This window comes from Fluviibacter sp. (assembly GCF_057744235.1).
Map to the genome: position 1 here is coordinate 1 of NZ_JBIJFP010000002.1, position 19,489 is coordinate 19,489.

The 19,489-nt window shown below is 57.2% G+C and carries 18 protein-coding genes and 1 tRNA gene; 7 read left to right on the forward strand and 12 right to left on the reverse strand.

Going from position 1 to position 19,489, the window contains the following annotated elements; genetic code table 11:
• The 6 genes from AC3GOJ_RS01605 to AC3GOJ_RS01630 all read right to left on the reverse strand — a co-directional run.
• A partial coding sequence (locus AC3GOJ_RS01605) for an MFS transporter (protein WP_488235712.1) occupies positions 1–454 on the reverse strand: 454 nt, incomplete at its 3' end.
• Positions 454–1,308 (reverse strand): efflux RND transporter periplasmic adaptor subunit, encoded by an 855-nt coding sequence (locus tag AC3GOJ_RS01610; protein WP_488235713.1) that lies wholly within the window; start codon positions 1,306–1,308, stop codon positions 454–456. The genes AC3GOJ_RS01610 and AC3GOJ_RS01605, both read right to left, overlap by 1 nt.
• Positions 1,305–2,789, reverse strand: a complete 1,485-nt coding sequence (locus AC3GOJ_RS01615) for an efflux transporter outer membrane subunit (RefSeq protein WP_488235714.1) — start codon at positions 2,787–2,789, stop codon at positions 1,305–1,307. The genes AC3GOJ_RS01610 and AC3GOJ_RS01615 overlap by 4 nt, the downstream gene beginning before the upstream one ends.
• The gene (locus tag AC3GOJ_RS01620; protein ID WP_488235715.1) at positions 2,786–3,250 is read right to left on the reverse strand and encodes a MarR family winged helix-turn-helix transcriptional regulator; all 465 of its coding nucleotides are present in this window, start codon (positions 3,248–3,250) and stop codon (positions 2,786–2,788) included. Before AC3GOJ_RS01620 ends, AC3GOJ_RS01615 begins: the two co-directional genes overlap by 4 nt.
• A gap of 89 nt (positions 3,251–3,339) precedes the next feature.
• The gene (locus AC3GOJ_RS01625) at positions 3,340–4,545 is read right to left on the reverse strand and encodes an acetate/propionate family kinase (RefSeq protein WP_488235716.1); all 1,206 of its coding nucleotides are present in this window, start codon (positions 4,543–4,545) and stop codon (positions 3,340–3,342) included.
• A gap of 75 nt (positions 4,546–4,620) precedes the next feature.
• On the reverse strand, positions 4,621–5,634 hold the full coding sequence (locus tag AC3GOJ_RS01630; protein WP_488235717.1) for an NAD-dependent epimerase: 1,014 nt from the start codon (positions 5,632–5,634) through the stop codon (positions 4,621–4,623).
• A gap of 78 nt (positions 5,635–5,712) precedes the next feature.
• Here AC3GOJ_RS01630 and AC3GOJ_RS01635 point away from each other — a divergent pair, with 78 nt between their 5' ends.
• A complete protein-coding gene (locus AC3GOJ_RS01635; RefSeq protein WP_488235718.1) occupies positions 5,713–6,444 on the forward strand; it encodes a DUF3313 domain-containing protein in 732 nt (243 codons plus the stop codon).
• On the opposite strand, the gene AC3GOJ_RS01640 is transcribed toward AC3GOJ_RS01635, so the two are convergent.
• Together AC3GOJ_RS01640 and AC3GOJ_RS01645 are read right to left on the reverse strand one after the other, a co-directional pair.
• A complete protein-coding gene (locus tag AC3GOJ_RS01640) occupies positions 6,419–7,612 on the reverse strand; it encodes an MFS transporter (protein ID WP_488235719.1) in 1,194 nt (397 codons plus the stop codon). The two genes, AC3GOJ_RS01635 and AC3GOJ_RS01640, sit on opposite strands and share 26 nt — an antisense overlap.
• A gap of 84 nt (positions 7,613–7,696) precedes the next feature.
• Positions 7,697–7,784, reverse strand: a tRNA-Ser gene (locus AC3GOJ_RS01645).
• A gap of 74 nt (positions 7,785–7,858) precedes the next feature.
• On the opposite strand from AC3GOJ_RS01645, the gene mltF reads away from it, so the two are divergent.
• The gene (mltF, locus tag AC3GOJ_RS01650; protein ID WP_488235720.1) at positions 7,859–9,469 is read left to right on the forward strand and encodes a membrane-bound lytic murein transglycosylase MltF; all 1,611 of its coding nucleotides are present in this window, start codon (positions 7,859–7,861) and stop codon (positions 9,467–9,469) included.
• On the opposite strand, the gene serS is transcribed toward mltF, so the two are convergent.
• The 4 genes from serS to AC3GOJ_RS01670 are packed head-to-tail and all read right to left on the reverse strand — an operon-like array spanning position 9,455 to position 14,940.
• Positions 9,455–10,750 carry a serine--tRNA ligase gene (gene serS, locus AC3GOJ_RS01655; RefSeq protein WP_488235721.1) on the reverse strand — a complete coding sequence of 432 codons (1,296 nt, stop codon included), beginning with the start codon at positions 10,748–10,750 and terminating at the stop codon, positions 9,455–9,457. The genes mltF and serS overlap by 15 nt on opposite strands.
• Positions 10,743–12,065, reverse strand: coding sequence for a replication-associated recombination protein A (locus AC3GOJ_RS01660; protein ID WP_488235722.1), 1,323 nt, complete (start codon positions 12,063–12,065; stop codon positions 10,743–10,745). The genes serS and AC3GOJ_RS01660 overlap by 8 nt, the downstream gene beginning before the upstream one ends.
• Positions 12,066–12,067: 2 nt before the next feature.
• On the reverse strand, positions 12,068–12,691 hold the full coding sequence (gene lolA, locus AC3GOJ_RS01665; RefSeq protein WP_488235723.1) for an outer membrane lipoprotein periplasmic chaperone LolA: 624 nt from the start codon (positions 12,689–12,691) through the stop codon (positions 12,068–12,070).
• Complete coding sequence (locus tag AC3GOJ_RS01670) at positions 12,691–14,940, reverse strand: DNA translocase FtsK (RefSeq protein WP_488235926.1); 2,250 nt, start codon at positions 14,938–14,940, stop codon at positions 12,691–12,693. Before AC3GOJ_RS01670 ends, lolA begins: the two co-directional genes overlap by 1 nt.
• Before the next feature lie 218 nt (positions 14,941–15,158).
• Between AC3GOJ_RS01670 and trxB the strand changes: the two genes are divergently transcribed.
• The 5 genes from trxB (at position 15,159) to AC3GOJ_RS01695 (ending at position 19,475) form a co-directional block, all read left to right on the forward strand.
• Positions 15,159–16,154 carry a thioredoxin-disulfide reductase gene (gene trxB, locus AC3GOJ_RS01675; RefSeq protein ID WP_488235724.1) on the forward strand — a complete coding sequence of 332 codons (996 nt, stop codon included), beginning with the start codon at positions 15,159–15,161 and terminating at the stop codon, positions 16,152–16,154.
• 37 nt (positions 16,155–16,191) lie between these two features.
• Positions 16,192–16,770: a Smr/MutS family protein gene (locus tag AC3GOJ_RS01680; protein ID WP_488235725.1), complete on the forward strand. Its 579-nt coding sequence runs from the start codon at positions 16,192–16,194 to the stop codon at positions 16,768–16,770.
• Positions 16,770–17,324 (forward strand): hypothetical protein, encoded by a 555-nt coding sequence (locus tag AC3GOJ_RS01685; RefSeq protein WP_488235726.1) that lies wholly within the window; start codon positions 16,770–16,772, stop codon positions 17,322–17,324. Before AC3GOJ_RS01680 ends, AC3GOJ_RS01685 begins: the two co-directional genes overlap by 1 nt.
• Positions 17,325–17,558: 234 nt before the next feature.
• Positions 17,559–18,881 (forward strand): tyrosine-type recombinase/integrase, encoded by a 1,323-nt coding sequence (locus AC3GOJ_RS01690; protein WP_488235727.1) that lies wholly within the window; start codon positions 17,559–17,561, stop codon positions 18,879–18,881.
• A gap of 96 nt (positions 18,882–18,977) precedes the next feature.
• On the forward strand, positions 18,978–19,475 hold the full coding sequence (locus AC3GOJ_RS01695; RefSeq protein WP_488235728.1) for a hypothetical protein: 498 nt from the start codon (positions 18,978–18,980) through the stop codon (positions 19,473–19,475).
• The last annotated feature ends 14 nt before the right edge of the window (positions 19,476–19,489 follow it).

Below are 19,489 nucleotides of genomic sequence, written 5' to 3' on the forward strand. Positions count from 1 at the left end.
GCGTGGTCATAGCCCAGATACCGGTGGCGGCACCCGCTTTTTCTTTGGGGAAGATACGCAGCAGCAGCGTTTGTGACAGCGGCATCAGCGGCCCGCCAGCCATGCCCTGCAACACCCGTGCGAAGATTAGAAAGCCCAGCGACGAGGACATCCCGGCCAGTGCCGAACATAGACCAAAGGCCGCCATAGCAATGACAAACACGCGCACCGACCCGTAGCGCTGCGTGAACCAGCCGGTGAGTGGCACGGTAATCGCTTCGGCCACGGCATAGGAGGTAATGACCCAGGTTCCCTGGGTCGGCGTCACTGCGAGGCCGCCCGCAATAGTCAGCACCGAGACGTTGGCAATCGTCATATCCAGAATGGCGATGAGATTCGCCATAGACAGGAACATCGCCGCCGCCCACAACTGCCAACCGGTCAGCGGCTGTGGGCTTTTGTCTGCTGTGGACATCAGTCGGCCCGGGTGTCCACGCGCACGCGCATTGAGACACCCACACTCAGCGGGTTCTCTGCCAGCTCTTGCGGTGTCAGGCTGATCCGCACTGGCACACGCTGCACGACCTTGATCCAGTTACCCGTGGCGTTCTGTGCCGGAATGGTGGCGAAGGCGGCGCCCGTGCCACCGGAGAAGCCATCAACGACCCCGTGATACACCACACGGCTGCCGTAGAGATCTGACGTCAAGCGCACCGGCTGACCGATCTGGATTTTTTCCAGTTCGCTTTCCTTGAAGTTGGCATCGACGTGCAGCTTATGCAACGGCACGATCACCATCAGTGGCGTACCTGCCCGCACACGTTGACCCAGCTGTACCTGTCGCTTGGCAACTACCCCGTCAATCGGTGACTTGATGGTGGTGCGTTCCAGATTGAGCGAGGCTTCACGGAAATTGGCACTGGCCAGGGCCAGATCGTTTTCCGATCGGGTCAGTTCATCCGCTGAGACCGAACCGGATGCCGACAGCGCCTTACGGCGGTCAAAATCGATTTTGGCACGATCATAGTTGGCTTTGGCTTTATCGTAAGCCACCTGCATATCACGCGGATCAATTTCAGCCAGCACGTCGCCCGTCTTAACACTGTTGGTGTCGACCACGCGAACAGCAGCAATAGTGCCATCCACCTCAGGGGTGACCTGTGCAATCTCTGTCGCGGTATAGGCGTTATCGGTACTCACATAACGCGAACCATAGAAGCCCCAGTACAAGCCAAAGGCCACCGTGGCAATGGCAACCACCGCACCGAGGATCGAGAACGCTTTTTTACGTTCGGCCAGTTTACTAACAATCTGTTGCTTACGGCTCATCGGGGAAATTCCTCACTCTTTTTATCCTGGCGGCGATCTGCAGCCGCGTCCGTCTGATAACCTCCACCCAGGGCCTTGGTCAGTGCCACATCGAGAATAAAGGCGCGGGTGCGCACATCGGTCTGCACACGCCAGCTGCTCAGCAGCTCATCTTCGGCAACCAACACATCCAGGTAATTAGCCAGCCCACCTTTGTAGCGGTTCGCCGCGACGGTGAGCCCCTGCGTTTGTGCCGCCACACTCTGATCAGCCAGACGCACCTGCTTGTTGAGCTGCTGTAATCCGGCAGCGACATCGGCCACTTCGTTCAGCGCTTGAATCAGCGTCTTCTCGTAATTGGCGACGTTTTCATCATAGTCAGCCCGTGCCGCATTCAGATCAGCCCGCAGTTTGCCGCCCAGAAAGATCGGCAGATAAATGGCCGGGCCAGCATTGCTCATATACGAGCCCGACTCGATCAGTTTATTGATACCCAGCGACTGACCACCCACAAACGCCGCAATATTCACATTGGGATAAAACGCCGCTTTACGCTGCTCGATCCGGCTTTGTGACGCTTCTGCCTGCCATCGGGTGGCCACGATATCCGGGCGCCGGCCGACCAGGTTAATACCGAGGTCCGGTGGCAAGGCGTAGGTGGTGGTCACCAGGGTTTTCGGCGGATTGATCTGCAGCCCACGATCCGGGCCCGCCCCAACCAGGGCTGCCAGCCGGTTGCGGGTTTCAGCAATGCGAACATCAATCTGAACCAGATCATTTTCAGCGAGATGTTTTTTACCTTCCGCCTGACTCACGGCGCCGGTATTTTCTAACCCCTGCTTCTGCCGCTCGCCAAACAATGCCCAGGTCTTGGTACGAATATCCAGCGCTTTTTCTGCGGTCGCCCGGTCGGCCATCAAACGGGCCAGATCGGCGTAACTGCGGGCAATGGCCGTCGTCAGGATCAAACGCGCCTGTGCCACATCGGCACGCCGCGCCTGGCTCTCTGAAACAGCGGCTGCCAGCGCCGCACGATTCTTGCCCCAGAAATCAATTTCCCAGTTGAAGTTAAGCGTGGCCTGCCCGTAGGAATACCAACCCTGCGGCGTATACGGGGCAGGCACGATGTAGTTGGTACTGACTTCCTGACCGAAGACGGTACCGTTAGCACTGAGCTGCGGATAGAGCACCGACCCAACGGATTGGGACTGCGCTTCCGAACGGCGCAGGCGCGCCTGTGCGGCTTTCAGATCCGGAGCATCAGCCAGACCTTCAGCAATCAACTGGTTGAGTTGCGCATCGTTATATTTTTCCCACCAGCGGTCATCGGGCCAGGTGGCTTCCGGCGCTTTGAGCGTTTGCGTACTGATCAGAGTTTCGGGCGCCTTGGCGTCGGCCAGCGGCCCAAGCTCCGGCATGGGGGCACAGCCGCTGATCGCTCCTAGAAGCCATAGCGACAAAATTAGCGGCAAATACGGTGGATCGGTTCGTTGATGCATCATTGTTCGGCGATCTTGCGCAACATTCGGGTCGTTGCCAGGATATCCTTCTCTGGCATGAGCGATCTTATCCAGGCACCGGTCATGCCTGAGAGTTCCTGCATCGCCTGACCAATACAGGCGACACCGTCTTCTGTCAGGCGTACCGGTTTCACGCGGTTATCATCACGCGCGACAAAGCGCTCGACAAAGCCCTTCTCTTCCAGCAGATGAATGACCTTGGTCAGCCCTCCGGAAGTGAGCAACACCCGATCCTGGATTTGGCCGGGCGTCAGCTCATACGGCGCCTCGACGTTGCGCAGCACGGCCAACACATCAAACTCCGACGGCGTCAGCCCATGACGATCCCAAACCTTGCGGGCCTGGTCATGCGCCATCTTCCGGGCGCGCTCGAGGTTCAGAAATAGCGGGACGACCAGCGGATCGTGCTGGACCGACCATAGATATTTGTCATCGTTGCACATGCGCGAATTTTAACTATCTTTCCAGAAAGATACAAGCACGACCTGATCGAAGTCGCTCAAGACCTGCCGCGCCAAGTAGGTTCAAGCACTCAGGATTTCGCCAGCCGCCAGGTATCGCGCGCAATGACGATTTCTTCATTCGTCGGTATGACCCATACAGCGACAGGGCTCTCATCGCTGGAAATACGCCGCGCACCTTGGTTGTGGTCGGCATTACGTGCCGGATCAAGAATCACCCCGGCCCAGGCGAGTGCCTCACAGACCCGCAACCGAATCAACGATGAATGCTCACCAATACCAGCCGTAAAAACAATACCATCTAGACCACGGATCGACGCCATAGCGGCGCCAGTTTCACGAACCAGCATTTCTACGAATAGATCCATGGCCAATGCGGCATTCGGATCATGGCTCTGCTCCAGGTCACGCATATCGTTCGACAACCCTGAAACGCCGAGCAATCCGGCATCCTTGATCAATAGCTTTTCCACGGCGGCTGGAGACATCTGATATTGCTGCATCAGATACAACGGAATCATCGGATCCAGAGAACCGCAACGCGTGCCCATCATGAGCCCATCGAGTGGCGAAAATCCCATCGAGGTATAGGCGCTGCGCCCACCCTGTAAGCCACAGAGACTGGCCCCGCTGCCCAGATGCATGACCACGGTTTTGCCCTTAGCCAGGCGCGGGTCGAGAGACGGCAACTGGCTACTGATGTAGTCATAGGACAAGCCATGAAAACCCCAGCGACGAATCCCCTTGTCGCGGTAGCTCAACGGTAGCGCATATAAATCGGCGACTTCCGATTTAGTGCGGTGAAAGGCCGAGTCAAAACACGCCACCTGCAGCAGATCCGGATGCGAGGCCCGCAATAAGCGGATGGCCTCGATTTCCGCCGGCTGATGACTGGGCACAATCACGGCGTAGTGATCAAGTACCGCCAGTACCGCATCATCAACCAGCACCGCATGCGGGTATTCAATGCCACCCAGTACCACCCGGTGCCCCACGGCTGCCAGGTGATAACCCGTTGCGGCCGAACGCACATAGTCCAGAATAATTTCTACCGCCTCAGCCCGGCGCTTCGGCGCATCCCACTGGCGGTCATTCAGCACGCTGCCCTTTGCATCAGACACCTTGAAATGCGGTTGCGTGAGCAGCCCTTCGATTTGGCCACCGAATAGGAGCACCAGGTCATCTTGCCCCGCCTTGGCAGACACCTCATAGACAGAAAACTTGACGCTGGAAGAACCAGCATTCAGGCAGAGCAATACGGGCAGTGTCTGGTTCATGGCGGGATTCATTCAAGTTAAATCGATAGTCTGAACGACTGACATCTCAGAATGATGACAGCGCCAACCTTCTGTTTACACCTGGTAATACGCGCGATACCAGTTGACAAAACGCTCAACGCCTTTGCTGACGCTGGTTGAGGGCTTGAAGCCCACCCAGGCATCCAGCGCTTTAGTATCAGCAAAGGTTTCGGTCACATCACCGGCCTGCAGCGGTAGGAAATTTTTGTCGGCGGTCATACCCAGTGAGGCTTCGATGGCTTCGATAAAGTCCATCAATGGCACAGGGTCACTATTGCCAATATTGAAGATGCGATACGGCGCCCTGCCGGTATGCGGCAACGGATGCTGCGGGTCAAACGCAGCGTCTGGCGTAGCCGGCTTATCAAGCACACGAATCACGCCCTCGACAATGTCATCGATATAGGTAAAGTCGCGGCGCATCTTGCCTTCGTTAAAAACCTTAATGGCTTGACCGGCCAGCATGGCGCTGACAAACAGGAATAACGACTGATCCGGGCGCCCCCAGGGACCGTAGACGGTAAAGAAACGCAAGCCAGTAACCGGCAGATCGTACAAATGGCTGTAGCTGTGGGCCATCAATTCATTGGCCCGCTTGGTGGCGGCATACAGGCTGACCGGGTGATCAACGCTATCGGCTTCGGAGAACGGCATTTTCTCGTTACCGCCGTACACGCTGGAGCTGGAGGCATAAACCAGATGCCCCACATGGTTCTGGCGACAGCCTTCCAGCACATTCAGAAAGCCCGTCAGATTGCAGTCGGCATAGGTATGCGGGTTGGTGACCGAATAGCGGACACCGGCCTGAGCTGCCAGATGTACGACACCGGCAAACTGCTCTTTGGCGAATAAATCGGCCATTAGCTCGCGATCCGCCAGATCACCCTTAACAAAACGAAAACCCGGATGTTGGGCCAGCACATCCAGCCGGCCCAACTTGAGAGCCGGGTCGTAGTAGTCGTTGAGGTTATCCAGCCCAACAACCGTATCGCCACGCTCCAGCAGACGCAATGCCGTGTGCATGCCGATAAAACCAGCTGCACCGGTAACCAGAAAATGACGCGCCATGAGCATTGATCTCAACCATTTATAATGATGACATTATCTCATTGACGCCGTGATCCTGCAGATTCAACTATTTCTGCAATGACGGCCCCGCTTGTGACCCTGATTGCCATCATGCTTCCGTATTTTATCTTTCACCGCACCTTCAAGCGACTTGCCACACGCTGCCCTGCCATAGTAGCGGCACTGCTGGTCGCCTGCGCCGGTGTTCAAACCCAATCCGACCCCAACGAATATATCAACGCGTCGGATTACGACCGTCTCAAGCTGGTATCGGTTCAGCCCGGCGTCAAGATCTATCGCTATCTCAGCCCGGACTTCAAGCGCAGTGACTACCGTGCGGTCATGGTCGATCCGATCGTGTTGTACCAGTCTGCCGAGAAAGATCTGGGCAAAAAAGGGATTACGGAAGAAACCATTTACAAGGTCCGTAACGGCATGGACATCTCCATGCGCCAGATGGTGCGTAAACAGTTTGGCATCAGCTATAAGCCGGGCCAGCGCGTGGCACGTTTGAGCACCGCCGTAACGGGCGTCGTCGTTGAAGGCGATGTTTTCCGGCCACGTCGTCTGGTACCGATCAGCACCGTACTCAAAGCAGCCGGTCAAGGTGCCACCATTAGCGGCAGCAAACCGCAGCTCATGGTGGAAGCCAAACTACTCGACAGCGTTACCGGCAAATTGCTGGGTGAAGGCGTGTACCTGGTTTCCAGCGAACAATTCCGTCTGGAAGTGGATTCACCGGAAAAGTTTCAGGTACTGGCCAGCCAGTGGGTTAAAACCGCCATCAGTGTGGCATCGGGCTTACGTTAAAACTACGCCACCAGAAGCCCATCAGCGCTGCGGATAAAAACCCGCAGATACCGGAAAACACAAAGGCCGCCTCAGCCGAGATGTCCTGATACAGCCAACCGAAGATGATGGACGCCGGAAGCAAACAAAACCCGGTAATCATATTGAACCAGCCAAAGGCAGTGCCCTGCCGCTCGTTGGGGGCCAGATCCGCGACCAGCGCTTTCTCGACCCCTTCGGTCGCCGCCAGAAACAGGCCATACAGGGCGTACAACCCAAACAGCCACAGGCTGCCGTGGCCCAGATAGGCCAGTATCAGATACACCGCACCATAAGCGGTGTACCCGGCAAACAACAAGCGCACCCGACCGATTCTGTCTGACCACGCGGCCAAGGGTGTCGAGAACAGCGTCGGGACGACCGACACCGCCGCCCATAACAACGGGATATCCTGGGTCGCCACACCTAACTCGCCAGCGCGCAAGAGCAAAAACATATTGGAGGCATTCCCCAGAGAAAAGATGCCCACCACCACCAGATAGCGCTTCATCGCCGGACTGATACGGTGTTCCCGCCAATTGAAGCGCGGTAACTCGGCAAACTGTTCACCGGGTGGATCTTTCAGAAAGAGCGCCAACACCACACAAATGGTCGCCGGTACGGCCGACCACAAAAAAATGTCTTGCAGAGGCACCGCCGAGGCCAGCAGCGCCCAGGCCACCAGCGGGCCAACCACGGCCCCGGCATTATCCATCGCGCGATGCAAACCGAACGCCAAGCCCCGGTGATGCGCGCCGGCCGCGGCCGCCAGCATGGCATCACGCGGTGAGGTACGCAGACCTTTGCCGACCCGGTCACTAAAGCGGATCAGCATCAGCCAGGGCCAACTGCTCACAAAGGCAATCAATGGCCGGCCCAGCCCAACCAGACCGTAGCCCACCACAATCCAGGGCTTCGCCCGGCGTGTACGGTCCATCAATACACCGGAAAACAGCTTCAACAGACTCGCCGTTGCCTCTGCCACGCCTTCAATCAAACCCAGCGCCTTGGGGCCCGCCATCAGCACAGCCGAGAGATATAGCGGAATGAGCGGATACAACATCTCGCTCGCACTGTCGTTGACCAGGCTGATCAGGCCGATCAACCAGACAGTGCGGGGTAATTGCGCAAGGGTTTTGAACAGGTGCATCGCCCAGCCTTTGAGATGATGCGATGACTATAATCGAAAAACGGAAAAGGCCTTTACGTCGTTAAACTTAAAGGCCTTTTTGTTTGGCGGAGAGGGTGGGATTCGAACCCACGGTACCTTGCAGTACGCCTGATTTCGAGTCAGGTACATTCGACCACTCTGCCACCTCTCCGAGCCAGGAACTATAGCACGCTATTAAAAATAACGCACCTGATTGTAGATTGACCGCCATGTTAAAGTGACCCTGTGACTCCGACCGAGAAAACGACTTCTGCTCAATACCGCTTTTTAACTGCGATCAGCAGCAAGATGCGCGGTGTTCTGCGCCGGATCAATGCTGCGCCGCGCTGGGTACTCTGGTTGAAGGCGATGTTTCTGGTCGGTGGTCTGCTGGCGGGTGTTTACTATCTGATGCCGCACATTCAGCCGCTGGCCCTATCCCGCGAGCTGGTGGTAGGTACACGCGAGACGCCAACCAGCTTCATGCAGGAAACAACCACTGATGAAAACGGCAAAGCCGTGATTCTGGAAACCGGCTTTGATCATGATCTGGTGATGGCGTTTGCCAAGTCGCTGGGCAAGAAGGTGCGCTTTGTGGTGGTGGAAAACGAACAGGCGCTGCACCAGCTGCTGGAACGCGGCGATGTCCACATGGCGGCAGCCTGGCTGAGCCGGCGTTTTGTGGAAGCGCCGACCAGCCGCAACCTGACTGGGGCAGATGATGAGCAAGGGGCGCAAGCCTCCTTACTGCGCGCTTCGAAACCCTACGCACGCGAGCCGCTGGTCGTGGTGCAAGCCGGTGATACCCTCCCCCTGTCGGATACAAACCAGCTACATGGCAAAACCCTGCACGCGATCCAGGCCAACAGCCATGCGCTCTGGCTCGCCCCGCTACGCCAGAAGAAGATTCAGATCCAGCTAGAGACTCATGACACGTGGAATGAACTGGATCTGCTCAAAGCCGTCGCCGAACATCGCATTGAGCTGGCAGTCGTAACGCGCTCGACTTTTCGTATCGGGCTGAATTACTTCGAGGGGATCGACAGCACCCTGGTGCTGGGTAGCGATGACGAGCTGGTCTGGGCGTTTCCCAAACGCACGGGAGATCTACTGGTGCAGGAAGCCAATCATTTTCTGGCGGAATCTGAAAAAGATGGCACGTTGCGCCAGCTGAAGGATCGCTACTTCGGGGCCATTGATCGTTTGCAGGAAGCGGACCGCAGCGGCTTCCTGACCCGGATAAAAACCCGTTTACCGCAGTACCTGGCGCAGTTCAAACGCGCCCAGACCAGCACCGGCTATGACTGGCGGCTTCTGGCGGCACTGGCGTATCAAGAATCGAAATGGGAAAATGCTGCGATTAGCCCAACAGGCGTACGCGGCCTGATGATGCTGACGGGCGACACCGCCGACCGCCTGGGGGTGCGCAACCGGCTGGACCCCTACGAAAGCATTATGGGCGGTGCACGCTATCTGGATATGCTCCGTGACGAGTTACCGGCATCTGTGCCGGAGCCGGACCGGACCTGGATGGCCATCGCCTCCTATAACGTTGGCCCGGCCCAGATTCTGCAGGCGCGCAAGCTGGCGAAAGCGAACGGACTGAACCCGGACTCATGGGTGGATATCAAAAAAACACTGCCCCAGCTGGGGCAGACCAAAAGCGGGATAAAGATTCGTGGCGGCGAGGCGGTGATTACTGCCGAAAACGTGCGGATGTACTATGCGATTCTGTCTCGTACCTACCCGGCGAGCACGGGGTTCACGCTGACGGCACCCACCCGTACCTACGGGGTGAGTGCGCCGGGCGGCAGTCTGTCATCAAAACCGGCAAAAGCTCCCTCAGGCTTGCGCTGACGGCACCTTAAGTACCTGTAGACCACCCATATAGGGTTGCAGCACGTCGGGCACACGGACGCTGCCATCGGCTTGTTGGTAGTTTTCCAGAATAGCGACCAGCGTGCGGCCAACCGCCAGGCCGGATCCATTGAGTGTATGCGCTAATTCCGGCTTGCCTTGAGCATTGCGGAAGCGTGCCTGCATGCGGCGCGCCTGGAAGCTACCGAAGTTAGAACAACTCGAAATTTCGCGGTAGGTGTTCTGCGCGGGCAGCCAGACTTCCAGATCGTAGGTTTTTTCTGCAGAGAAACCCATGTCGCCAGTGCAAAGTACGATACGGCGATACGGCAAGCCGAGTTTTTCCAGAATGGTTTCGGCATGACGGGTCAGGTCTTCGTGTGCCTGTGCCGAGGTTTCTGGGTTCACAATGTGCACCAACTCAACCTTATCGAATTGATGCTGGCGAATCAGGCCGCGTACATCACGACCACCAGAGCCGGCTTCGGAACGGAAACACGGGGTATGGCACACCCACTTGAGCGGCAACTGTTCAGCCGGGGTGATGGTATCGCGAACCATATTGGTGACAGGTACTTCAGCCGTAGGAATCAGGAAATACGGTTCGGCCTCACCGCGCGGCACCTGGAACAGGTCTTCGGAAAACTTGGGCAGCTGGCCGGTACCATACAAGCTGGCGCTGTTTACGAGGTACGGCGCGTAGAGTTCTGTATAGCCGTGGTCGCTGGTATGCGTATCCAGCATGAACTGCGCTAATGCCCGATGCAGACGGGCAACCGACCCCTGCAGCACCACAAAGCGGGAGCCAGTCAGTTTGGTGGCGGTTTCGAAATCCATGCCATTGAGCCCAGCACCGATATCCACGTGATCTTTGACTTCGAAATCAAAACTAGGCACTTCACCCCAGCGCTTGATTTCCACATTGTCGTTTTCATCCGCACCGACGGGCACATCGGCACCCGGCAGGTTGGGCAGTGCCGAGGTGAAGGCATTGATCTCTTCGAGCAGCACCGCCAGCCGCGCTTCGGAGGCTTTGAGTGCATCGCCCAGCTGACCAACTTCCGCCATCACCGCGCTGGCGTCTTCCCCTTTGCCCTTGAGCATACCGATCTGCTTGGAGAGGGTATTACGCTGGGCCTGCAGATCCTGCGTGCGCTGCTGCAGTGTTTTACGTTCGGCTTCCAGCGCATTGAAAGGCGCGAAATCAATGGCGTCACCACGGGTGGCCAGACGGCGGGCAACGTCATCAGGCTGCGAGCGGAGGAGCTGAATATCAAGCATGTCGGTCTAACTCTCTTAACTGGGCTAATCGTTCTTTGATCCGGGCTTCCAGCCCGCGATCCACCGGCTGGTACCAGGCTGGTTCCTGCATACCGTCCGGAAAATAGTTGACGCCGGCAGCATAGCCACCGGCTTCGTCATGCGCATGACGGTACCCTGCACCATGGCCCAGCTCTTTCATGAGCCGGGTCGGCGCATTACGCAAATGCATGGGTACGGGCCGCGAGACATCTTCATGCACAAAGGCACGGGCCTGATTATACGCGCGGTAGGCGGCATCTGACTTGGCGGTCGATGCCAGATAGAGCACGGCATTGGCGAGTGCCAGTTCGCCTTCGGGGGAGCCCAGACGCTCATAGGTTTCGGCCGCTTGCAGGGCCATCTGTGCCGCCCGTGGGTCAGCCAGGCCGATGTCTTCCCAGGCCATGCGCACGAGGCGGCGTGCCAGATAACGCGGATCCGCGCCGCCATCGAGCATGCTGACAAACCAGTAGAGGGCGGCATCCGGATTGGAACCCCGCACGGATTTATGCAAGGCGGAAATCTGGTCGTAAAAGGCATCGCCCCCTTTGTCGAAACGTCGCAGATTCTGAGCCAGCGTGTTAGCAACAAATTCGGCATTGATGTCTGCAATGCCGCTGGCCTTAGCCGCAGCCAGTGTCTGCTCGATCAGGTTAAGTAACTTGCGGGCATCGCCATCAGCGACACCAATGAGACGCGTACGCGCTTCATCGCTAATGCTGGCTTCGGGCAATGTGGCGAGCGCCCGATTGAAGAGTTCAGTCAACTCGTCTATGCTCAGCGACTTGAGCACATACACTGCGGCGCGCGACAGCAGTGCCGCATTGACTTCAAAAGACGGGTTCTCGGTGGTGGCGCCGATAAAGGTGACCAGGCCGGACTCGACGTGCGGCAGAAAGGCATCTTGCTGCGATTTATTAAAGCGGTGAACTTCATCTACAAACAGGATCGTTCTACGGCCAGTCTGCCGGGCCTTTTCTGCAAAAGCGATGGCTTCGCGGATTTCTTTAACGCCCGCCAACACGGCTGACAATGCCAGAAACTCGGCATCGCAGTGACGCGCTACCAGGCGGGCCAGCGTGGTTTTGCCCGTACCCGGCGGCCCCCAGAAGATCATGGAGTGCGGGTTGCCGCTTTCCAGGACCAGACGCAAGGGTTTGCCCAGACCCAGTAGATGGCTCTGCCCTACCACGGCTTCCAGCGTTTGTGGTCGCAACTGCTCGGGGAGCGGCGCGTAATGCTGGGTGGCTGCAGCTGCCGGCGAGCCCAGGTTGACGTCGGCAAACAGATCCATGGTTACTGTTTCAGCACATCGGCGCCGGCCGGCGGCGTAAAGCGGAACAGGCTGGCCGGTGCATCACCGTTACGCACAACGTTGCTGAACACCAGCGTGGTGGTCTGGCCAAAGCTGTCTTCCAGAATCATGCCTTTGAGTTCGTTACCGGCCAGGCCGATTCGGATCCGCACAAAGCCCGTGTCATTCTGCTTGGGTTCGGCAATCACCCACTCTGCGCCGGTGTGTTCGCCATCGGCTTTGAAGGTGAAGCGTTGATCAGCCTCATTGTCGCCGGCCAACAGGGCTGCGGGTGTGCCACCCAATGCCTTTTGCGAAGCGCGCACAATCACTTGTTTGAGTTCCGGATCGTAGAGCCAGATACGGCTGCCATCGCCTACCATCAGCTGGTTATAGGGCTTGGTGATGGACCAGCGAAATTTACCCGGGCGGCTGATGGCCATGGTGCCCTGGCTTTTGCCACCGCCAATGCCACCAGCCGAGCTTTGCGCAAAGTCGGCTTTGAGGGTGCGGGTATCACGCAACCAGCTCTTGAGATCGCTGACGCTATCGGCCCAGGCACTGCTAGTCGCAAGTGACAAGGCGATCAGTAACGCGGGTACGGTCACCCAGCGATGGCTCGACATTACTCGTCTCCGGCACGATTGGGTGCCAGTACTTCGCGGCCACCGCGGCCATCCATCGACGATACCAGCCCGGCCTTTTCCATGGCTTCGATCAGGCGGGCCGAACGGTTATAGCCAATGCGCAGATGACGCTGGACCAGTGAGATGGAAGCACGACGGTTCTTGAGCACAATTTCAACGGCCTGGTCGTACAGCGGGTCGGCCTCGGCATCACTTTCGCCGCCCTCCCCACCTTCACCATCACCCTCGGTGGCGCCGGTGAGAATGCCCTCTTCGTACTCCGGCTCCCCTAGCGATTTGAGGTAATCCACCACACGGTGCACTTCGTCATCGGCCACAAAGGCGCCATGAACGCGCTGCGGATAGCCAGTACCCGGTGGCAGATAGAGCATATCGCCCTGACCCAGCAGGGCTTCAGCACCCATCTGATCCAGAATGGTCCGCGAGTCGATCTTGCTGGATACCTGGAAGGCAATCCGCGTTGGAATGTTGGCCTTGATCAGACCGGTGATGACATCGACACTAGGACGCTGCGTCGCCAGAATCAGGTGAATACCGGCGGCACGGGCTTTCTGTGCCAGACGGGCGATGAGCTCTTCGACCTTCTTGCCGGCCACCATCATGAGGTCGGCCAGTTCGTCGATCACGACCACGATATGCGGCATGCTGCGCAAGGGTTCAGGCGCTTCTGGTGTCAGCGTCAGCGGATTCGGAATCGGTTCACCCTGCTCGGCGGCTTTCTGGATGTGCTCATTGGCACTGGCCAGATTACGCACGCCCAGCTTGGACATCACCTTATAGCGGCGCTCCATTTCGGCCACACACCAGGTCAGTGCATTGGCCGCCTGGCGCATATCGGTCACCACGGGCGCCAGCAGGTGCGGAATCCCTTCATAGATCGACAATTCCAGCATTTTGGGGTCGACCAGAATCAGACGCACGGCATCCGGCTCTGATTTATAGAGCATCGACAGGATCATGGCGTTGACGCCCACCGATTTACCGGAGCCCGTGGTACCGGCCACCAGCAGGTGCGGCATTTTGGCCAGATCAGCCACGATGGGCACACCACCAATGTCCTTACCCAGCGCCACGGTCAGCGGCGAACTCATATTGTGATAAGGCCGGGAGGACAGAATTTCGGAGAGTCGTACGGTCTGGCGTTTGGCATTGGGCAGCTCCAGCGCCATACAGGATTTGCCAGGTACCGTTTCCACCACACGCACAGAAACCAGTGCCAGGGCGCGGGCCAGATCGCGGGCCAGATTGACGATCTGGGCACCTTTAACGCCGACTGCCGGCTCGATTTCATAACGGGTAATCACCGGGCCCGGGTAGGCAGCGATCACTTTCACCTCGACGCCGAAATCCCCCAGCCGGGTTTCAATGAGGCGGGAGGTAAATTGCAACGTTTCTTCCGTCGGCATATCTGTCGGCGGTTGCGCCGGATCGAGCAGACTCAGCGGCGGCAGTTTGCCCCCGACCACGGCTTCGGGGAACAAAGGCACCTGTTTTTCACGTTCTTTACGCTGGGTCGCTTTGCGCGATACCGGCACTTCGACGGGCGCTGCCGGCTCAATAAAGACTGGCTCGGTGGGTTCGGCGCGTTTCTGCTCCACAGTGGCTTCACGTTGCTGGGCAACTTCCTTGCCGATACGGCGATCCTGCCAGCTTTCGACAGCACGGCCACCGCCCCCCACGGCCCTTTCCATCAGGCTTCCGATCTGTTCGAACAGCACCATCCAGGGCAGCCCACTGAAAACACGCCAGCTCAGCAACAACAGCGTGCCCACAATCAGGGTGGCACCGGTAAAGCCGAAGGCATTACCAATGACCGTCGCCAAGCCTTCGCCCAGTACCCCGCCGGGGCCCATAGGCAACGCACTGCCGCTACTGTGAAAACGCAATGCGGCAAAGGTCGACACGCAGACCAGCAGCATCAGAAAACCACTCAGAGTAAGCCAGAGTGGGCGGCTTTCCGGTTCCATGGCTTCGCTCAGTGCGCGGCGACGTGCCGTCCAGCCAATCAGAATCAGTACCAGCGGCAACAGCGCCCACAACCAGGCGGCACCGCCGAACAGGTAGAACAGCAAATCAGATATCCAGGCACCAAAGCGGCCCATGGGGTTGGTCACGCGGCCAGCCGGGCCCGAATGCGACCAGGCCGGATCTGCAGGATTAAACCCGCCCAGCGCCAGCACGGCAACCAGGGCCACAAAGCCGAGCAGCGCCCAGCGGGCCTCCTGCATCAGGGCGCCGATACGTTCAGGCAAGGTACGCGGCCCATCGATACGCTGGGTGAGAGGCGTCGTGCGCGGCAAACTGCTCTGGCGGCTGAAAAGTCGGGTCATGAGTAAAGTGCTTGCCCATCGTCGGGCTGGTGATGACGTAAGGAACGATTATAATCCCTAGGATTAAATGATTTGCGGCATCCTTTCCAAGAGCCGCCCCAACTTCAGGAGTTGTCATGTCTGCTGCGACCCGCCATATCCCTTTGCTGATCCTCGGTTCGGGGCCCGCCGGCTATACATCGGCCATTTACGCGGCCCGCGCCAACCTGAAACCGGTGCTGATTACGGGCCTGGCCCAAGGCGGACAGCTGATGACCACGACCGAGGTCGACAACTGGCCCGCCGATGTTAACGGTGTGATGGGTCCGGAACTGATGGCCCGCTTCGAACAGCATGCCAGCCGTTTCGAGACCGAAATGGTGTTTGACCATATTCATACGGTCAAACTGGGTCAACGCCCCTTTGAACTGCAAGGCGACGCCGGCACCTATACCTGTGATGCACTCATCATCGCCACCGGTGCATCGGCCCAATATCTGGGTCTGCCTTCGGAAGAGCAATTCGCCGGACGTGGCGTGTCGGCCTGTGCGACCTGTGACGGTTTTTTCTATCGCAATCAGGAAGTGGCTGTGGTGGGCGGTGGCAACACCGCGGTGGAAGAGGCGCTCTATCTGGCCAACATTGCCAGCAAAGTGACACTGATCCACCGTCGCGACAAGTTCCGCGCCGAAAAGATCATGGTCGACAAACTCTACAAGCGCGTTGAAGAAGGCAAGATCGCGCTGGAACTGAATTCGACGCTGGACGAAGTACTGGGTGACAACACGGGTGTCACCGGGGTGCGCATCAAGGCCGCCGATGGTTCAACCAAGGACAAAGAGCTCCGGGGTGTCTTCATTGCCATCGGTCACAAACCGAATACCGATATGTTCGCCGGCCAAGTAGACATGGAAAACGGCTATCTCATCACCCGCATGGGCAATAACGGTTTTGCAACGGCAACGAGTGTACCGGGTGTCTTTGCCGCCGGTGATGTACAGGATCACAATTACCGGCAGGCCATTACCTCAGCCGGCACCGGCTGTATGGCAGCGCTGGATGCAGAACGCTTCCTGGATAGCCTGGCTCAGGGTCTGGATGTGGCACTGAAGGCCTGGGCGCCTGCCCAGTAAGGCTTGTGCTGCGGCCACGGCTCCGGGACCCCTACCGATGCCGACAACGCTCAGCGAGGAGGAACAGGCTCTGTTCCGGGCGCAGGTCGGTGACGCCGCACCTCTGCGTGCTGCGCCCAGAGCTGATCTACGCCCCCAACCGCCCAAGCCAGTGGCACGTCAGCACCTGCTCGACCAGCAGGCAGTGCTGCATGATCTGATTCATGCCCCCATTGAGCTTGCCGACCGTCTGGAAGGCGGTGACGAGCCCACCTACTTGCACCGGGGAGTTTCCATGCAGGTCCTGCGCGATCTCCGACGCGGCCGCTGGGTGATCCAGCGGGAAATCGATCTGCATGGCCATACCCGCGATGCCGCTCGCAGTGCGCTGGCGCATTTTCTGAGTCGGTGTCTGCATCAGGGGATCCGCTGCGTACGCGTAGTGACCGGACGCGGTCTACGCTCTCCCGGCCAGGTGGCCGTGCTGCGTGTGCTGACCCGTAACTGGCTGGCGCAACGCCAGGAGGTTCTGGCCTATTGCCAGGCCAAACCGGTCGATGGTGGTGAAGGTGCGCTCATTGTGCTGTTGCGCAACCAACATCGACCGCACACGGTTGAAACCAGCAAGGATGCCTGATGACCCTGCCCGACCCTGAAATGGCCACACGTCAACCACCGCGCTCACGTTTCTGGCAATTGGCCATCATCATACTGCTGGCATTATCGTTTATCGTTGCCCAGCGATATGGTAACGAGCTTATGCAGCTTGTTACCGACCCGGCCGAAGCGACAGCCATCACGCCGCCACCCTGTAATCTGAACCGGCAAGCCTGTCAGTTGCCTATCATCACACCGGTCGCCTCAGAGGCCCCGTGGACCTTCAGCATCAGCCCCCAACCGATTCCTGTTAGTGCCCCGCTCATTTTCACGTTAACACCCCCGGCGCGCGTTCTGACGACGCATGCCCCATCCACCGTCTGGGTCGACCTGACGGGTGATGATATGGATATGGGCCTGATCCGCATTCCGCTGGTTCAGGATGCCAATGGGCAATGGACCGGTAGCGGCAGCATTCCCGTCTGCATTACCGGCGCCATGCGCTGGCGTGCCCGACTGCATATCCAGCTGGTCCAGACAAGACTCCAGGCCGACTGGATTTTTACGGCACCGGAAAACAACCTGCGTCATTGATGACTCAATGCTCCCCTCACGGCTCGCCCTCTCCCGAACGAAACTGCACCATGAAAATTGCCACCTGTAATCTCAATTGGGGCGGCAGTCGACAGCAGAAAAAGTCTTAACCCCTTTTAAACATTGGATTTCACACAAACTCTTGTGGCAGTTTGTAGCAGTTACAAGCATAAAATAGTGTACATTTGTGTAGCTACGCGTGTAGCCAAAAATACTATTAATGTTGGTAGCTGAATGGGAAAACTTACAGACATACAGATACGGGGGTTGCTACGGGCTGGTGACTCAACGGCAAAATCGGATGGCGACGGTCTGACTCTAACCATCTCCAATAAAGGTACGGCTTCTTGGATATTGAGGTATCGATTCGGTGGCAAAGGGAGAGAACTGACGATTGGTCGGTATCCAGACATCCCCCTATCTCAAGCTCGAATGCTTGCAGCAGATGCCCGTGCCAGAATCCAAAAAGGGGAAGACGTTGCCCGTGACAAGCAAAAAGCTCTAATTGAACGCGTTGCAGCCAAAAGCCTCCGCGAACTTGGTAATGACTACATGGAAAAGGTTTTCCCAAGACTTGCCGAAAACACCCAAAAACAGCGCCGCCGCCACATTGAACGGATCATTTTCCCAAAGCTGGGCAGCCTTGCCGCCAAAGAGGTAAGCACTGCGGATGTTGTGGCGCTGATTGAGGCAGTGGGCAAAAACTCCATAAACGTAGCCGAACTGGTTTTAACAGCCGCCTCTGAAATCTTCAAACATGGCATTGGCCGACACGTGGTAACGCATAACCCTTGCGCCGGTATCTCAATCACGGCGATATGCGGTAAGCCCGAACCCAAACGGCAACGGCTGAAGCTAACTGAGGATGAACTGCGTGCAATCCTCCCTGCCCTTCCCAGCATTGGTGAACAGAATGCCTTAGCCGCAAAGATTCAGCTCGCCACTTGCATCCGCCTAGGAGAACTGGCACAAGCAGAGTGGCAGCACGTTGATCTTGAGGGCACAGCGAAGTGGCAGCAGCCTGACGGTGAGCAGATTGATGGCAATGGGCCGAAGTGGTTGATACCACTGACAAACCAAAAGACAGCAAAGACTTCCAAACGACACTTTGTAGTCCCTCTGACTCCCGCAGTTGTTGAGTGGTTCAAGGAACTGCATACATTGGCTTGTGGTTCGCGCTACGTGCTGCCAGCGCGGCAGATACGCAGGGAAAACAATCACGGTGGCGAGGTGCATTTTGAGCAACGCGCCCTCAATTCAATGCTGCACAAACTATGTGACAAGCTGGGTAATAAAACTCGCCGCTTTACTCCACACGACCTACGCTCCACAGCACGCAGCCACATGGCCGCAATGGGCGTAAACATAATCGTGGCTGAACGTTGCCTTAACCACACGCTGGGCGGGCTGGTTTCGGTGTATGACCAGCACGATTACATTATCGAGCGACGATCTGCACTTGAGAATTGGACGAGCTTCATTGTCGCTTGCGAGTCTGGCGTGCCATGGATAAGCCATCAGGACAACGTAATACCAATGAGGCGCAAAACCGGATAAACAAGTTTGTTACGCCTAGATCGACGGATTGAATACCGGACACCCTTGACCGGCTAGCGTGACAACTAAATCAAGGCGGGCACGAAAGGAGAACCCATGGATATAGAAAAGGAAATCAATAAATGTGCGGAGCCTGTTGGACACAAGGCGTTTGGCTTAATTTGCAAAATCGTAGCCAACGGTCTTCCAGTAGGTGATAACAACAACATAATCGCTGACGAGAACTTAAAAAGAGAGCTAAGCGATTTAGAGTCAAATGCCATCGCAAACATTAGTTTAATGATTGAAGCAAGCGCTAGACGCGCTATTTTAGACATGATCAAGAATCCGCAATTTTTACGCTTGATTGCAAAAGAATATCAATCTTCAAAAAACAGAAAGGCAGCCATATCTCTACACAGCCGCCCAAGGAAATCGGACAAAATAAGGGAGGCCGCACTGGAAATATGGAGCAGCGGAAAATACAGAAACAAAGATATTTGCGCGGAACAAGAGTACGAACATTTAGGCAAAGCATTTAAGACGGTAAGAAATTATCTACGGGGCGCTCCAAACCCCAATCCATGGCCTGCAAAAAACAAAAAGAAAACCTGACCATATGCGCGCAT

Excerpts from the sequence above, each read along its gene's own strand:
- AC3GOJ_RS01610 (WP_488235713.1), bottom strand. The coding sequence starts at position 1,308 with ATGAGCCGTAAGCAACAGATTGTTAGTAAACTGGCCGAACGTAAAAAA.
- AC3GOJ_RS01615 (WP_488235714.1), bottom strand. The coding sequence starts at position 2,789 with ATGATGCATCAACGAACCGATCCACCGTATTTGCCGCTAATTTTGTCG.
- AC3GOJ_RS01620 (WP_488235715.1), bottom strand. The coding sequence starts at position 3,250 with ATGTGCAACGATGACAAATATCTATGGTCGGTCCAGCACGATCCGCTG.
- AC3GOJ_RS01625 (WP_488235716.1), bottom strand. The coding sequence starts at position 4,545 with ATGAACCAGACACTGCCCGTATTGCTCTGCCTGAATGCTGGTTCTTCC.
- AC3GOJ_RS01630 (WP_488235717.1), bottom strand. The coding sequence starts at position 5,634 with ATGGCGCGTCATTTTCTGGTTACCGGTGCAGCTGGTTTTATCGGCATG.
- AC3GOJ_RS01635 (WP_488235718.1), top strand. The coding sequence starts at position 5,713 with ATGACGGCCCCGCTTGTGACCCTGATTGCCATCATGCTTCCGTATTTT.
- AC3GOJ_RS01640 (WP_488235719.1), bottom strand. The coding sequence starts at position 7,612 with ATGCACCTGTTCAAAACCCTTGCGCAATTACCCCGCACTGTCTGGTTG.
- serS (WP_488235721.1), bottom strand. The coding sequence starts at position 10,750 with ATGCTTGATATTCAGCTCCTCCGCTCGCAGCCTGATGACGTTGCCCGC.
- AC3GOJ_RS01660 (WP_488235722.1), bottom strand. The coding sequence starts at position 12,065 with ATGGATCTGTTTGCCGACGTCAACCTGGGCTCGCCGGCAGCTGCAGCC.
- lolA (WP_488235723.1), bottom strand. The coding sequence starts at position 12,691 with ATGTCGAGCCATCGCTGGGTGACCGTACCCGCGTTACTGATCGCCTTG.
- AC3GOJ_RS01670 (WP_488235926.1), bottom strand. The coding sequence starts at position 14,940 with ATGCAGGAGGCCCGCTGGGCGCTGCTCGGCTTTGTGGCCCTGGTTGCC.
- trxB (WP_488235724.1), top strand. The coding sequence starts at position 15,159 with ATGTCTGCTGCGACCCGCCATATCCCTTTGCTGATCCTCGGTTCGGGG.
- AC3GOJ_RS01680 (WP_488235725.1), top strand. The coding sequence starts at position 16,192 with ATGCCGACAACGCTCAGCGAGGAGGAACAGGCTCTGTTCCGGGCGCAG.
- AC3GOJ_RS01685 (WP_488235726.1), top strand. The coding sequence starts at position 16,770 with ATGACCCTGCCCGACCCTGAAATGGCCACACGTCAACCACCGCGCTCA.
- AC3GOJ_RS01690 (WP_488235727.1), top strand. The coding sequence starts at position 17,559 with ATGGGAAAACTTACAGACATACAGATACGGGGGTTGCTACGGGCTGGT.
- AC3GOJ_RS01695 (WP_488235728.1), top strand. The coding sequence starts at position 18,978 with ATGGATATAGAAAAGGAAATCAATAAATGTGCGGAGCCTGTTGGACAC.